Here is a 13,544-nt window from a genome sequence, read left to right on the forward strand (position 1 = left end):
GTTGTCTATTTCGCCGGCATCGCCCGCCGATGTTTACGGCAAACCCGACAGGCCGTCTGAAACGGGTATAATCGGGCAACTTCACTATCTGCACCCATCTTCAATGGACTACGAAATTCTGATTATCGGCGGCGGTTTGGTCGGCGCCGCCGCCGCCGTTGCCCTCAAGCGGCAGGGGCGCAATGTGGCGCTGGTTGAAATCCGCCCGCCCGCAACCGACTCCACCTTTCTCGAAAACGGCTGGGACGCGCGTATTTATGCCGTCAGCCCCGCCAACCAAGCCTTTCTGCAATCGCTGGACGCGTGGCCGTCTGAAAGCCGCGTGCAGGCGGTGCGCCGTATGGACGTGCGCGGCGACAACGGCGGCCGCATCGAATTTAACGCCGCCGATGCCGACGTGCCGCGCCTTACTTCGATTATCGAAAACCGCTGGCTGCTGGCGGCGTTGTGGCGGCAGATACATGCGCTGGGCATTCCCGTGGTTACCGAAGCCGCCGCTTCGCTCGCCACCGATATTCAGACGGCCTCACTCACGCTGCAAAGCGGCACGGTGCTCACGGCCAAACTGATTATCGGTGCCGACGGCGCCGGTTCGTGGGTGCGCGCGCAGGCCGGCATTGCGGTTAGGGAAACGCCTTACGCCCAGCACGGTGTGGTGGCGAATTTCCGCACCGGACTCGACCACGACGGCACGGCCTTCCAATGGTTTGCAGGTGGCGACGTGCTGGCCTACCTGCCCCTGCCCGGCCGCAAAATCTCCATTGTTTGGAGCACCGGCGAACCCGAACGGCTAACCGTGCTCGCTCCCGAAGATTTGGCCGCCGCCGTTACCGAAAAAGGCGGCGGCGTGCTCGGCGCACTCTCGCCGCTCTCGCCCGCGTTTGCCTTCAATTTGGTGTTGCGCCGCCCCGAAACCACCGTGGCGCAGCGCGTGATGCTGATCGGCGACGCCGCCCACACCATCCACCCGCTGGCCGGGCAAGGCGTAAACTTGGGCTTCGGCGACGTTATCGAGTTTGCGCGCATCAGCCGCCATGCGCCCGACGCAGGCGCGCACCAACTGCTGAAACGCTATGCGCAAAACCGTTTGGGGTTGGTGCGCACCATGCAGCTCGGCTGCGACGGCCTGTTCCGCCTGTTCGGCACGCAAACCCTGCCCACCCTGCCCTGGCTGCGCAATGCGGGGCTGAATCTGGTTAACGCCGCGCCGCTGCTGAAGCACCGCTTGATCAAACACGCGATGGGTTTGTAGGGCCGGCAACCTTTGCAAAATTCAACACCGGCTGCAAAACCTGTTCCGTCATACCCGGGCTTGAGCCGGGTATGACGCAGATTTTTTTAAGATGCTGAATCACTTGAAAAAACTGCCTGATATAAAAAGGCCGTCTGAAAACGCAATCTGTTTTCAGACGGCCTTGATTGTCAAATATTAATGAATGCTGCCGAACCTGCCGCTGTTGAAATCGTTGATGGCTTCGCGGATTTCTTCGGCGGAGTTCATCACAAACGGGCCGTAACCCACCACCGGCTCGGCAATCGGCACGCCGGAGAGCAGCAGGATTTTCACTTCTTCACTGCCTGCGGCAATGCTTACTTCGCCGCCGCCGTTTTCAAAGCCGACCAGCCGGCCTGCGCCCGCTTGGTCTTTGCCGTTGAGGGTTACATTGCCGCGCAGCACCACCAGCGAAAGGCTGTGGTTTGCAGGCACGCTGATAACGGCTTCTTTGCCGGCGTTCACCACCACATCCCACACGTTCATTTCGGTGAACGTTTCGGCCGCGCCTTTCACGCCTTCGTAATCACCGGCAATCAGGCGCAGGTGGCCGGCGTTGTCGGGCAGCGCCGCCACGGGGATATTTTCTTTGGCCAGATGCTGGTAGCGGGCCGGGGTGTTTTTATCTTTGGCGGGCAGGTTCACCCACAATTGCACCATTTCAAACATACCGCCGTTTTTGCTGAATGCTTCGGAATGGAACTCTTCGTGAATGATGCCTGCGCCGGCAGTCATCCATTGCACGTCGCCTTCTTTGATCACACCGCCGCCGCCGCTGGAATCGCGGTGCGCCACCTCGCCCTGATAGGCGATGGTTACGGTTTCAAAGCCTTTGTGCGGGTGCTGGCCGACGCCGCGCGGGCTGGAAACCCTGCCCGGCTCGAACACACGCGGGGCGGCGTAGTCGAGCATCAGAAACGGGTCGGTGCCGCGGTCTTCGCCCATGTGGGAAAACAGGGGCTGCACCAGAAAGCCGTCGCCCACCCAGTGTTGGCTGTCGGCACGGTAGATTTGTTTAACGTTACGCATTTGGTTTCCTCTCGATAGTTTAATAATCAATAATTCATTATTCAGGCAGCGGTTACCGAACCTGCATGCCGGCGGCCTGTGCTTCGCGCAGCTTGGCGGGGGTAACGTCGTTGCCTTCGGTGTCGATAACGGTTAGTGTGGACAGCATATTGGTGAGCTGGCCGCACACTTTGCCGATATAGGCTTGGCGCAAAACCGCGCGTTCGGCCAGCTCCGCTTCGGTTAAGCCGGCGGTTTTGGCTTTGCGGGCCAGTTCGTTGATGCGGTCTAATTCTGCGATACGCATGATGCGCTCCTTTCGTTCGGTTTGGCCGTCTGAAACCGTTTCAGACGGCCTGTGTCGGATTTTTTTATAGGCTTTTTGTTTCGTTAGGCGTATTATACGCAGTACAAATCTTAATACAAGTACGCACATTTTTTATACTGAAAATAAAAAAATCCGACAGGAAAGGAAACTGCCGTGAAACACGAAAATCATGAATATGAAACCTGCTGCCCCGTAACAGCCACGCTCGACATTATCGGCGGAAAATGGAAGGTGCTGATTTTATATCATTTAAACACCCAAACCCGCCGTTTCAACGAATTGCAGCGGCTGATGCCCGCCATCACCCAGCGTATGCTCACGCTGCAATTGCGCGAACTCGAAAACGACGGCATCGTGCACCGCGAAGTGTATCCGCAAGTGCCGCCGAAGGTGGAATATTCGCTCACCGAATTCGGCCGCACGCTGATGCCCGTTATCGAAGCCATGCACCGTTGGGGGCAGGAATATGCCGCAGGATGCGCGAAACATCAAAAAGCAGACCCTCAGGCCGTCTGAAAAGGTTTTCAGACGGCCTGAGGGTCTGCTTTTCCTGACTACCTGTTATCCCAACGTAGCCACCAGCACTGCCTTGATAGTGTGCATACGGTTTTCGGCCTGATCAAACACCACCGATGCCGGCCCTTCAAACACTTCTTCGGTTACTTCCACGCCGTCCATGCCGAAGGTTTGATTGATCCAATTGCCGATTTTGGTTTCGCTGTTGTGGAACGCGGGCAGGCAGTGCATAAATTTCACCTCAGGATTGCCCGCCGCCGCCATCAGCGCGGCGTTCACCTGATAAGGCGCCAACAGTTCGATGCGCTCTTTCCACACGCTTTCCGGCTCGCCCATCGACACCCACACGTCAGTATGGATATAGTCGACGCCGTTAACCGCTTCCTGCGGGTTTTCGGTTAACAGCAGGCACGCGCCGCTTTTTTCGGCGGTTTCGCGGGCTTTGGCGATCAGTTCTTCAGACGGCCACAGATGGCGGGGCGCGCCGATACGCACATCCATACCGAGAATGGCACCGCCCAAAAGCAGCGAATTGCCCATATTGAAACGGGCATCGCCCACATAAGCATAGGCGGTTTGACGCAGGGGTTTGCGGCAATGCTCGCGCATGGTGAGCATGTCGGCGAGAATCTGGGTGGGGTGGAATTCGTCGGTGAGGCCGTTATACACGGGCACGCCGGCATATTTGGCCAGCTCTTCCACAATTTCCTGGCCGAAGCCACGGTATTCGATGGCATCATACATGCGCCCCAACACGCGGGCGGTGTCTTTGATGCTTTCTTTGTGGCCGATTTGGCTGCCGCCCGGTTCAAGATAGGTTACGTTCGCGCCTTGGTCGTAGGCGGCCACTTCAAACGCGCAGCGGGTGCGGGTGGAGGTTTTCTCAAAAATCAGCGCGATGTTTTTACCGCACAGCCTGCGTTCTTCGCGGCCGCTTTTCTTTGCAGCCTTCAATTCGGCGGCAAGGTCGAGCAGATATTCGATTTCTTCGGGGGTGTAGTCCAACAGCTTCAGAAAATGGCGGTTTTTGAGGTTCATGGCGGTTGCTTTCTTGGTGGGTTTCAGACGGCCTTCTGAACGGCAACGTTTTGTTTCGGATAGTAATGGATTTCTGTCGTTCCCACAAACCGTTGCGCAACGGTTTGTGATGGAAATTAAACTGCCCTCAAACGGTAAAGGCTGGTGGTTTCCCTGCTGCGCGCGAATGCCAGCGGGTCGGCGGCATCGGCGGCCTTGCGGTGCGCGGGCGCCGTTTGCAGAACGCCCGCCACGGCCAGCGAGGCCGTCTGAAAACATTGCCGCAGAAAATCCGGCTCGCGCAGGTGCAGGTGTTCGGCCAAATCCGACATCACCAGCCATGCCTCGCCGTTGGGGTTCAACCGTTCGCGTACGCCGTTTAAAAAACCTTTCAGCATGGCGTGGCCGGGGTCATAAAGCGCGGCTTCAACGGCGGAAGTGGGCTTGGCGGGCAGCCACGGCGGATTGCAGACAATCAAATCGGCACGCTCCTTCGGGAACAAATCGGTTTCTTCAACCTGAACGCGCCCGCCATACCCCAAACGCCCGATATTGGCGCGGGCGCAAGCGATGGCGCGCGGGTTGGTGTCGGTGGCGGTGATACGGGGAATACCGCGCGCCGCCAGCAGGGCGGCAATCACGCCCGAACCCGTGCCGATATCGAACGCGCTTTCGCAAGGTTCGGGCAGCGGCGCGCGGGCAATCAGGCCGAGGTATTCGCCGCGCAAAGGCGAAAACACGCCGAACGGCACATGAACGGCGGCATTCAGCTCCGGCACGAACACGCCTTTTTTGTGCCATTCGTGCGCGCCGATAAAGCCCAGCAGCTGATTGAGCGGCAGCAGGAAAGGTTTGCTGTTCGGTTCGCCGTACACATCGGCCAGCGCACCGCGCACATCCGGCGCGCGCGGCAGATCAAGGGCAAAACATGCGCCGATTTCCACCGCCAGCATATTCAGCACGCGGCTGGTTTGCGCCTGCCGCATACGGTGGTTGTGAAAGGCCGTCTGAACATCCGCCTGCTTGGCAACGGGCTTGCGCACACGCTTCTTCATTGCCGCCAGCACCTGCTTGGCGTTGTGGAAATCGCCCGTCCACACCGTGGCGGTGTGCGCATACGCCTGCTTCAAAACCGCATCAGCGCCGCATTCGTTCAGATAAACCGCCCGCTGCGGCGGCTTTTGCGTACTTTCGTTGCGCCATTCGGCGGCGGTTTCGCGGCTGGTGGGAATCAAAACAGGCATGGCGGTTTGGTGTGAACGCAAAATTAAAGAAGTGGAGTTTACTATATTTGACCGGCGGTGTTTGGCTTAATGAATATTTGAATTTCAAGCGCTCTTGCACTTTTGCCGGGTTAAACAATAAAGGCCGTCTGAAAACACGGCGGCAATGCGGAATCTGCACTGCTGCAGTTTTCAGACGGCCTCAGACCTTTGCAAAAAACTTTTTAATTCTGAATTTATTTATATCTCGTCATACCCGGGCTTGACCCGGGTATCTGCTTTTTCTTCCAAAACAAAAAGATGCTCGGGTCAAGCCCGAGCATGACGCAAGTGTTTTCAGGTATCGAAAAGAATTTTGCAAATGTTTCAACCTTTGCCGATGCTTGCAACAACCTCCGGATCAAGCCTTTTCTTCGGGGTCGTTAAGCGCGTTGATGCTGTAACCGCCGTCGACATAAGTGATTTCGCCGGTGATGCCGGAAGACAGGTCGGACAGCAAAAAAGCGGCGGTATTGCCCACTTCTTCGATGGTTACGTTGCGGCCGAGCGGATTGTGCGAAGCCACATGGTTGAGCAGTTTGCTAAAGTCGGCAATGCCCGAAGCGGCCAGCGTTTTGATCGGGCCGGCGGAAATGCCGTTGCAGCGGATGCCTTCTTTGCCCAAACAGGCGGCGGTGAAGCGGATGCCGGCTTCAAGGCTGGCTTTGGCCATGCCCATCACGTTGTAGTGCGGAATCGCACGCACCGCGCCCAGATAGGTGAGTGCGACAATCGAGCCGTTGCGGCCCTGCATCATCGGGCGGGCGGCTTTGGCCAGCGCGGGCAGGCTGTAGGCGGAAACTTCGTGGGCGATTTTAAAGGCTTCGCGGCTGATGCTGTCTAAAAAATCGCCGTCGAGCGCTTCGCGCGGGGCGAAACCGATGGAATGCACCAAACCGTCGAGGCCGTCCCACGCTTTACCCAAATCGGCAAAAGTTTGCGCGATTTCTTCGTCGCTCTGCACGTCGCAGCGGAACACCAGCTCCGAACCCAGCTCGGCAGCCATTTTGCGCACGCGCTCTTCCAGTTTGTCGACAACATAAGTAAACGCCAAATCCGCGCCCTGTTCGCGGCAGGCTTTGGCAATGCCGTAAGCGATGGAACGCTCGGAAATCATGCCGGTGATGAGGATTTTTTTGCCTTGCAGAAAGCCCATGTCGGTTATCCTTAAGTAGAGGTTTTGCGGTTTGCTTAAAATGGCGCATTATATCAAAACACCTGCTTTCGGCATAGGAAGCAGACACACCGCGCAGCGCCTTGGCCGTTTTCTTCCACTCAGATTTCCCAATGCCACAGTTTGAATCCGCCCTGAGCACCGCTGTTTTTACGGTAGTTGCCGGGGCTGATACCGTATTGCTTCTTGAAAGCTTTTCCGAAATGGGTTTCCGACTGAAAACCCACCGATAAGGCAACGGAGAGCACCGGCTGCGTGCTGCGCCTTAAAAGGACTGCGGCCTGCTGCAGGCGTATGCGGTTGACGAAGGCATGGGGGCTTAAGCCCGTTTTTTCTTTAAACAGCCGCATCAGGCCGGAACGGGACATATTGGCCGCTTCTGCCATTTCACCGACACGCCAGGGATATTCCGGCGCATCAAGCACAGCCTGCACCAGTTTGTGCAGGTTGGGATTATTCCAAGCGGTCAGCAGGCCTGCCGGCAGCGCATCTTTTTTTTGAAGCAGATAGTGGCGCACAATCCAAACCAGCAGCACTGATGCCAGTGCGTCGGTTACCACTGCCGAACCGTATTGCGTATCCGCCGCTTCCTCCTGCAGCAGGCCGGTCAGGCTGCGCAATGCATTTTGAGGCAGGTTCAGCAGCAGCATATCGGGCAGGCCTGCAATCAGCTCGGCTCGGCTGTCGTATTCGAAACGTGCGCAAAACAGATCCAACCTGCCGCCTTTGCCGGTGCGCCCTTTAAATGAAAATACCCCCTCACGGCGGATTTCCGGGACATCGCCATCATTTCCGCATCCGTATTCGCTGCTCAAAATATGGCCGGGAATGCGCGGAAAAAACACCACGTCGCCCGCCCTGAGCAGCAGGGTATCCCCGCTCTCCATCTGCATATAGCCCGATCCTTCGGTAACGATATGCACCATACCGCTGTGCCGAGCCGGTTTGTGCCGCACATACCAACTGCCTTCAAAACGGCACCGTACATCAATGCTGCCGCGTATCTGCGCCAGCTCGATCAGCCTGTCGAGCACACTTGACATTTTTCCACCATATTATGAGACGATTTGCAGATTATTATAGCCGGATTTTTGCAAAAATCAGGCTATAGCGGATTAAATTACTTCGATACAAGGAAGCAAGGCGCAGCAACGACGTATCGGAAGTTAAGTTAATCCGCTATATAAGAAAAATACGGAACAGCATCGGGGCACCATACCCTGTTTTACGCACTGAATCAGACTACCCCCAACCTTCTTGCAAATAGGAGAGCATAAAATGAGCCTGTTTCAAAATGTTCTGGAAAAGATTGCCCGTGCCGACAAATTCGGTGTATTTCTCTGCCGACTGTCTATTTTTATCGTGTTCGCTTGGATAGGCTGGCTGAAATTTATTCCTTACGAAGCCGACAGCATCGTGCCGTTTGTGGCCAACAGCCCGTTTATGTCGTGGCTGTACAACGACCCCGCCAATTATGCCCAATATATGAACGCCGAGGGCGTATTGAACGAAGCTCACCGCGCATGGCACGTGATGAACAACACCTACGGCTATTCCAACGGCCTGGGCGTAGTAGAACTGGTGTTTGCCTTTATGATTATGGCGCACTATATCAACCCGAAAATCGGCTTTATCGGTGCGGCGCTCTGCTTTCTCACGCCTTTCGTTACCTACACCTTTCTGATTTTCACCCCCGAAACCTGGGTTCACGGTGCCGATGCGCACACCGGTTTCCCCTATCTTTCGGGCGCGGGCAGACTGGTGCTGAAAGATGCCATGATGGTTGCGGCGGGATTTATCGCCATGATCGATTCCGCAAGGGCAATTTTGAAACGCGGGCAGGCTGAGGCCTAATGCGCCGTTGCTGAAAAACCTTTCCCGCCGGCACCAAAAGCCGGCGGAAACCCCCGTAAACCCTGTTACAACGAAAAGGAACCGACATGCAAAAAGCCGTTTTCATTACCTTTGCCGCACTGGCCGCAGCCTTTGCCGCCGCTGCGCCTTCCGCCGCTCCAAACAGCAGCACGGCGGCACAATCCGCTGTACGCCCGGCCAAAGCGGCAGGCATCTGGATCGACGTACGCTCGCCCGAAGAATACCGCCAAGGCCACCTTCAGGGGGCGCTGAACATCCCCGCAGATAAAATCGGTGCGGAAATCGCTGCTGCCAGCCCCGACAAAAACGCTCCTGTCAACCTCTACTGCCGCAGCGGCCGGCGTGCCGAAGCCGCCTTGCAGGTGTTGAAAAAAATGGGCTACACCAACGTAACCAACCACGGCGGCTATGACGATTTAATCAGACAGGGTTTGAAATAAATCTGCTTTAAAATATGCTGTAGCGGATTCAATTACTTTGATACAAGGCAGCGAGCCGCAGGCAGTACAAGCAGTAGGTTCTGTTGCCGCTTCAGCGGCTTACAAAACCGTTCCCTTTGGGCTAAGGCGTGGCAACGCCGAAGCGAAAGTTAAGTTAATCCGCCTATTCTATTACTTGAGGCCGTCTGAAAACCATTTTTTCAGACGGCCTCAAGCCGGAAGCATTCGACAGAAATTTGCCCCCCCGGCCGCATTGGTGCGGCTGTAAAACGGAACATACGGATGCTGCTGCTTTTCAATCCTGCCTGCCGAATTCCTGTGCATATATCGCCGCTTGAAACCCTGCATGGCAGCGGCCGTTGCGGCACAAAACCGGCCTTTTAATCAGACTTGGGTGTGCCGCCATCAGCTTCACCGCGCCCGCCTGCGTATCTGCCGCGTCCTGCTCGGCGCCGCTGAGTTTGCGCCAAGTGGTGCCGCGCTTGTTCAGCAGGGTTTCGAGCGGAATGTGTTGCAGCCAGCTTTCAATCAGCGCTTCGTCGGGCGGCGTTTTTTTGAAATCGGAAAATTCGTAATCCACACCGTTTTCGGCCAGCCACGCGCGGGCTTTTTTCACGGTGTCGCAGTTGGGAATGCCGTAAACCACAGTCATTGTTTTTCCTCAAATATGTTCAGACGGCCTGATTGTAAAACCGCTGCGGGGGTTTGTCATGCGGCAAAAAAAAGACTATGCTTTTTTAACCGCGTTATCGATATGGAGCCATACTATGTATAAAACCGCTGTTGCCGCTTCCGCCGCACTGCTGCTGGCCGCCTGCTCGGGTTCACAGCCCGATAAGGCAACTTTTGAAAAAGCCATCAACCAATATTCGACCGCACAAGGTGTGTGTATGCCTTTGGTTTTGGACGTGGAAAACGGCCTGTTAACGGGTGCGGCCGTGGTGGGCGAGCCGCTGGTGAAAATCGCCGAGCGCGATTCGGAAGGCCGAAAAATCAACGAATCCGCCCTCAAACAAATGCGCCTGCTCGATAAAGAAGGCTTCTACAAACAGGCTCGCGCCGAAACCGTGCCCTCGCCCGAAAACGGCCGCAACATCAAAGTGCAGGTTTACGAATTAACCGACAAAGGCAAGGCGCAAACCCGCCCCGGCCCCGGCGGTACGCGCTTCTGCATCGGCTCGCTGAAAGTGGAAAAAATCAACTGGTTTACCGAACCCACACCCGCCGACGGCGTAACCGTGTCGAAAGTGTCTTACGAAGCACGGCTGGAAACCGCCAAATGGGTCGGGCAGTTTATGCGCGAAGGCAGCGGCTGGAAACACCCCGACACCACGCGCACGCTGGTGGCTACGATGGTAAAAACCAACGACGGCTGGCGCGATATCCGCGAACTGCGCTGAACGCCCGCCCGGTTTGCGCCGCTGCAAATAAGCTGCCGGTATTCGGCGCCGGTATTTGAGTGTTGCACTTGATATGCGGATGCAAGGCCTTTCAAACTACATTTTCAGAACCGAACCTTATGCCGACAAACGCCACAGCATTCTGCCCGCAATCGCCAGCAGCAGGATTCCGAACGCCAGCTTCAGCTTTTCCGGCGGCAGCCTGTGTGCGGTTCTCACGCCGAGCGGCGCAAACACCACCGTTGCCACACTCAGCACTACCACGGCGGGCAGATACCAGAACCCGAACGAACCTTCGGGCAGGCCGCCCACATTCCAGCCCGAATAAAGGTAACCTGCCGCCCCCGCCACCGCAATCGGCCACGCCAGCCCTGCCGACGTGCCCACGGCGCGGTGCACCGGCACATTGCAGTACATCAAAAACGGCACCGACAGCGAGCCGCCGCCTATGCCCACCCAGCTCGAAGCAATGCCGAACAGCGTGCCCACGCCGTTCAACCCCGCCCAACCGGGCAGCGAACGCGAAGGCTTGGGCTTAGCGTCGGCCAGGGTTTTCAGCGCCACCAACACGGTAAACACGATAAAGAAAATCTGCAACGCCGCATTAGAAATGTGTTTGGCCAGAAACGAGCCGACCAGCACGCCGGCAATCATGCCCGGCACCATGCGCCGCACCACCTGCCAATCCACCGCGCCTTTACGGTTTTGCGCCATCACGCTCGAAAACGTGGTGAACACCATAATCGCAAACGACGTGCCCACCGCCAAATGCTGCGCGTGCGGGATATTGTCCAAACCCTGCATCTGCAACACCCACAGCACCACCGGCACGATAATCATGCCGCCGCCCACGCCGAGCAGCCCCGCGATAAAGCCCGCAAACGCACCCACCGCCAGCATAACCGACACCAACTGTATGTCCAACATGGTTTGTTCTTCTTCTCAAATTTCCAAACGTTTTTTCAGACGGCCTTCTTGCGCTTTTTCAACCACCGCCAAACAAACATCACATAACCCGACAGGCTGTATCCCAAGAAAAACAGAAACAGCAGCAGCGAAGGCTCCCATGCCGCCACTGCCAACACCAGCATAAACACAATCATCACGAAAAACGGCACTTTGCGGCGCACGTTGATTTCTTTGAAGCTCCAAAACGGAATCTGCACCACCATCGAAAGCCCCGCAAACAGTGTGATAATCAGGCATACCCATGCCACCTGCGGAAACCGCTCGTAGCTGTGGTTCACCCAGATCATACCCACGATCAGCGCCGCCGCCGTCGGGCTGGGAATGCCGATAAACCAGCGTTTGTCCACCTTGCCGATTAATGTGTTGAACAGCGCCAAACGCAGCGCGGCGCAGGCGCAATAGATAAACGCCGCCGAATAGCCGATTTTGCCGAACTGCCAAAGCTGCCATTTATAGGCGATTAAGGCGGGGGCGACGCCGAAGCTGACCATATCGGCCAAACTGTCGAGCTGCTCGCCGAAGGCGCTCTGGCTGTTGGTCCAGCGCGCCACCCTACCGTCCATGCCGTCGAGCAGCATCGAAACAAACACGGCGATTGCCGCCGTTTCGTAACGCCCGTGCATGGCCTGCGTGATGGCGAAGAATGCCGAAAACAGCGCGGCGATGGTAAAAGAATTGGGCAGCAGGTAAATACTGTTCTGCCGCAGCAGCGCCCTGAAGCGCGGCGTGGGGTTTTGTGGTGTCGTCATCGCTTTTCCGTAACAGCCGGGCGGCCTGTTATATGGTTGGTACGGATTATACCGCAAGCCCCGTACGGTGTGTTTCAGACGGCCTGTGGAAGCGGCACGCGTTTTTTATGCAGAATCTGCCCATCAGGTTTCGCAGTCCCGGCCTTTACAAGATCTCAGGCCGTCTGAAAACAGGTTGCGGCATCACCGGCGGCCCTGTTGCGTGCCGCCTGTGCCCGGGTTTTGCCTTTCCCGCTCCTGCCTGCGGAAATCCCAAGGTGCCAGGGCTTTTCTGCTGCGCCACAATCCTGCGGCCGCCTGCCTTGCTCCGGCTTCGGCATCAGCATAGGCCGCATAGTCGGTTTTATTCTGCCTGCGTTTGGCAATCGATACATAATGCCAAGCATGTCCCTGCCTGATCTGGTTCAGGTTCAGATCCCTTCCGTCGATGCTCACTTTGGCCACTTCGCGCCCGTAGCGGTCGGTTTCAAACACTTCCACGCTCACAGTCCGCCCCAATGCTTCGGCACTCAAAGCCCGCTTTGATGCCTGGCCGTGCGCCTGCTGTAATTCGGGTGCGTCGATATAGGCCAGGCGGATTTTATGTCTGGCTCCGTGGCTGTCGGTAACGCGCAGCGTGTCGCCGTCGGCAACGGAGGTTACGCGGCCCGTGTATTGTTTGCCGGCGCGCACAGTCCGGCCTGCCTGCTGCACTGCCTTACTGCCCTGCTTCAGCCATTGCGCCAACACATCTGCCTGCGCGGGCGCACTAAGCGGCAGCAGCGCAATCAAGAGCGGCAATATAATGTTTTTCATAAATTTTCTACGGTTAATTAGAGGATGCGCGGCGGATTAATTCGTTCACCAGCGCGGGCACGCCGTCTTTGGCTTTTTGCGCGATGATTTCCACCGCCCTGCCCGCCTGCTGCGGTTTGGGGTCAATCAAAAAACATTCGGCCTGCGGTGGGGCGAAATGCAGCAGCGAAGCGGCGGGATAAACCTGAAGCGAGGTGCCCACCACCATCACGATGCCGGCATCGCGCATTTCTTCCACCGCCTGCGCAAACAGCGGCACTTCTTCGCCGAACCACACGATATGCGGCCTGAGTTGGCGGCCTTTGCCGTCGGTGTGGCCGATGTTCAGATCGCCCGTCCAATCTAAAACCTCACGCCCGTCGGCACAGCTTCGCGCTTTGTTCAGCTCGCCGTGCAGGTGCAGCACGCGGCGGCTGCCTGCGCGCTCATGCAGGTTGTCGACGTTTTGGGTGATAATCTGCACTCGATAATGCTCTTCCAGCCGCACCAAAGCCTGATGGGCGGCGTTAGGTTGCGCTTCGTTGGCCTGCCTGCGGCGCATATTGTAGAAATCGAGAACCAGCTGCGGGTTGCGTGCAAAGGCTTCGGGCGTGCACACATCGGTTACTTTATGTCCCTCCCACAAACCGCCGGCATCACGGAACGTGTTCAGGCCGCTGTCGGCGCTGATGCCTGCACCGGTTAGAATCACGCATTTTTTCATCGGAATCGGCTCCTTCGTCCGGCAGCGGCAGGGCA

16 protein-coding genes are annotated in these 13,544 nt (G+C 57.0%); 5 read left to right on the plus strand and 11 right to left on the minus strand.

Features of this window, described 5'->3' with window-relative positions:
• The first annotated feature begins 1 nt into the window (after nucleotide 1).
• Nucleotides 2-1,252 carry an FAD-dependent oxidoreductase gene (locus Q3970_RS00265; RefSeq protein WP_368494360.1) on the plus strand — a complete coding sequence of 417 codons (1,251 nt, stop codon included), beginning with the start codon at nucleotides 2-4 and terminating at the stop codon, nucleotides 1,250-1,252.
• Between the two features lie 177 nt (nucleotides 1,253-1,429).
• On the opposite strand, the gene Q3970_RS00270 is transcribed toward Q3970_RS00265, so the two are convergent.
• Both Q3970_RS00270 and Q3970_RS00275 read right to left on the minus strand, forming a co-directional pair.
• Nucleotides 1,430-2,302 carry a pirin family protein gene (locus Q3970_RS00270; protein WP_303098616.1) on the minus strand — a complete coding sequence of 291 codons (873 nt, stop codon included), beginning with the start codon at nucleotides 2,300-2,302 and terminating at the stop codon, nucleotides 1,430-1,432.
• A gap of 52 nt (nucleotides 2,303-2,354) precedes the next feature.
• The gene (locus Q3970_RS00275; RefSeq protein ID WP_257066870.1) at nucleotides 2,355-2,588 is read right to left on the minus strand and encodes a DUF896 domain-containing protein; all 234 of its coding nucleotides are present in this window, start codon (nucleotides 2,586-2,588) and stop codon (nucleotides 2,355-2,357) included.
• Nucleotides 2,589-2,762: 174 nt separating this feature from the next.
• Between Q3970_RS00275 and Q3970_RS00280 the strand changes: the two genes are divergently transcribed.
• Nucleotides 2,763-3,125 (plus strand): helix-turn-helix domain-containing protein, encoded by a 363-nt coding sequence (locus Q3970_RS00280; protein WP_303098617.1) that lies wholly within the window; start codon nucleotides 2,763-2,765, stop codon nucleotides 3,123-3,125.
• 45 nt (nucleotides 3,126-3,170) lie between these two features.
• Here the strand turns inward: Q3970_RS00280 and argF are convergent, their stop codons facing one another.
• From argF to Q3970_RS00300, 4 genes are all read right to left on the minus strand, one after another.
• Nucleotides 3,171-4,163 carry an ornithine carbamoyltransferase gene (argF, locus tag Q3970_RS00285; RefSeq protein ID WP_303098618.1) on the minus strand — a complete coding sequence of 331 codons (993 nt, stop codon included), beginning with the start codon at nucleotides 4,161-4,163 and terminating at the stop codon, nucleotides 3,171-3,173.
• A 116-nt stretch (nucleotides 4,164-4,279) separates the two neighbouring features.
• Complete coding sequence (locus Q3970_RS00290; RefSeq protein WP_303098619.1) at nucleotides 4,280-5,386, minus strand: class I SAM-dependent methyltransferase; 1,107 nt, start codon at nucleotides 5,384-5,386, stop codon at nucleotides 4,280-4,282.
• A gap of 379 nt (nucleotides 5,387-5,765) precedes the next feature.
• On the minus strand, nucleotides 5,766-6,560 hold the full coding sequence (gene fabI / locus Q3970_RS00295; RefSeq protein ID WP_257066876.1) for an enoyl-ACP reductase FabI: 795 nt from the start codon (nucleotides 6,558-6,560) through the stop codon (nucleotides 5,766-5,768).
• A 119-nt stretch (nucleotides 6,561-6,679) separates the two neighbouring features.
• Nucleotides 6,680-7,621, minus strand: a complete 942-nt coding sequence (locus Q3970_RS00300; RefSeq protein ID WP_303098620.1) for an AraC family transcriptional regulator — start codon at nucleotides 7,619-7,621, stop codon at nucleotides 6,680-6,682.
• Nucleotides 7,622-7,856: 235 nt separating this feature from the next.
• Between Q3970_RS00300 and rclC the strand changes: the two genes are divergently transcribed.
• Complete coding sequence (gene rclC / locus Q3970_RS00305) at nucleotides 7,857-8,432, plus strand: reactive chlorine resistance membrane protein RclC (protein ID WP_303098621.1); 576 nt, start codon at nucleotides 7,857-7,859, stop codon at nucleotides 8,430-8,432.
• A gap of 86 nt (nucleotides 8,433-8,518) precedes the next feature.
• Nucleotides 8,519-8,893, plus strand: coding sequence for a rhodanese-like domain-containing protein (locus tag Q3970_RS00310; protein WP_303098622.1), 375 nt, complete (start codon nucleotides 8,519-8,521; stop codon nucleotides 8,891-8,893).
• Nucleotides 8,894-9,188: 295 nt separating this feature from the next.
• Here the strand turns inward: Q3970_RS00310 and Q3970_RS00315 are convergent, their stop codons facing one another.
• Nucleotides 9,189-9,545 (minus strand): arsenate reductase, encoded by a 357-nt coding sequence (locus Q3970_RS00315; RefSeq protein WP_303098623.1) that lies wholly within the window; start codon nucleotides 9,543-9,545, stop codon nucleotides 9,189-9,191.
• 115 nt (nucleotides 9,546-9,660) lie between these two features.
• Between Q3970_RS00315 and Q3970_RS00320 the strand changes: the two genes are divergently transcribed.
• Nucleotides 9,661-10,293, plus strand: coding sequence for a hypothetical protein (locus Q3970_RS00320; protein WP_303098624.1), 633 nt, complete (start codon nucleotides 9,661-9,663; stop codon nucleotides 10,291-10,293).
• A gap of 117 nt (nucleotides 10,294-10,410) precedes the next feature.
• Here Q3970_RS00320 and Q3970_RS00325 read toward each other — a convergent pair whose 3' ends face one another.
• The 4 genes from Q3970_RS00325 to Q3970_RS00340 form a co-directional block, all read right to left on the minus strand.
• Nucleotides 10,411-11,220: a sulfite exporter TauE/SafE family protein gene (locus tag Q3970_RS00325; protein WP_303098625.1), complete on the minus strand. Its 810-nt coding sequence runs from the start codon at nucleotides 11,218-11,220 to the stop codon at nucleotides 10,411-10,413.
• Between the two features lie 35 nt (nucleotides 11,221-11,255).
• Entirely contained in the window at nucleotides 11,256-12,011 is a 756-nt protein-coding gene (gene pssA, locus Q3970_RS00330; RefSeq protein ID WP_303098626.1) for a CDP-diacylglycerol--serine O-phosphatidyltransferase, read from the minus strand.
• Nucleotides 12,012-12,194: 183 nt separating this feature from the next.
• Nucleotides 12,195-12,806, minus strand: coding sequence for a thermonuclease family protein (locus Q3970_RS00335; protein ID WP_303098627.1), 612 nt, complete (start codon nucleotides 12,804-12,806; stop codon nucleotides 12,195-12,197).
• A gap of 13 nt (nucleotides 12,807-12,819) precedes the next feature.
• A complete protein-coding gene (locus Q3970_RS00340) occupies nucleotides 12,820-13,509 on the minus strand; it encodes a Sir2 family NAD-dependent protein deacetylase (RefSeq protein ID WP_303098628.1) in 690 nt (229 codons plus the stop codon).
• Nucleotides 13,510-13,544 lie beyond the last annotated feature (35 nt).

Origin of the sequence: Neisseria sp., from assembly GCF_030530745.1 — a bacterium.
Lineage (GTDB): Bacteria > Pseudomonadota > Gammaproteobacteria > Burkholderiales > Neisseriaceae > Neisseria.

Bases quoted from the DNA above. Each gene is read 5' to 3' on its own strand.
- Q3970_RS00290 (WP_303098619.1), bottom strand. From the start codon at position 5,386: ATGCCTGTTTTGATTCCCACCAGCCGCGAAACCGCCGCCGAATGGCGC.
- Q3970_RS00310 (WP_303098622.1), top strand. From the start codon at position 8,519: ATGCAAAAAGCCGTTTTCATTACCTTTGCCGCACTGGCCGCAGCCTTT.
- Q3970_RS00325 (WP_303098625.1), bottom strand. From the start codon at position 11,220: ATGTTGGACATACAGTTGGTGTCGGTTATGCTGGCGGTGGGTGCGTTT.
- rclC (WP_303098621.1), top strand. From the start codon at position 7,857: ATGAGCCTGTTTCAAAATGTTCTGGAAAAGATTGCCCGTGCCGACAAA.
- Q3970_RS00340 (WP_303098628.1), bottom strand. From the start codon at position 13,509: ATGAAAAAATGCGTGATTCTAACCGGTGCAGGCATCAGCGCCGACAGC.
- Q3970_RS00275 (WP_257066870.1), bottom strand. From the start codon at position 2,588: ATGCGTATCGCAGAATTAGACCGCATCAACGAACTGGCCCGCAAAGCC.
- fabI (WP_257066876.1), bottom strand. From the start codon at position 6,560: ATGGGCTTTCTGCAAGGCAAAAAAATCCTCATCACCGGCATGATTTCC.
- Q3970_RS00320 (WP_303098624.1), top strand. From the start codon at position 9,661: ATGTATAAAACCGCTGTTGCCGCTTCCGCCGCACTGCTGCTGGCCGCC.
- Q3970_RS00335 (WP_303098627.1), bottom strand. From the start codon at position 12,806: ATGAAAAACATTATATTGCCGCTCTTGATTGCGCTGCTGCCGCTTAGT.
- Q3970_RS00270 (WP_303098616.1), bottom strand. From the start codon at position 2,302: ATGCGTAACGTTAAACAAATCTACCGTGCCGACAGCCAACACTGGGTG.
- Q3970_RS00315 (WP_303098623.1), bottom strand. From the start codon at position 9,545: ATGACTGTGGTTTACGGCATTCCCAACTGCGACACCGTGAAAAAAGCC.
- argF (WP_303098618.1), bottom strand. From the start codon at position 4,163: ATGAACCTCAAAAACCGCCATTTTCTGAAGCTGTTGGACTACACCCCC.
- Q3970_RS00300 (WP_303098620.1), bottom strand. From the start codon at position 7,621: ATGTCAAGTGTGCTCGACAGGCTGATCGAGCTGGCGCAGATACGCGGC.
- pssA (WP_303098626.1), bottom strand. From the start codon at position 12,011: ATGACGACACCACAAAACCCCACGCCGCGCTTCAGGGCGCTGCTGCGG.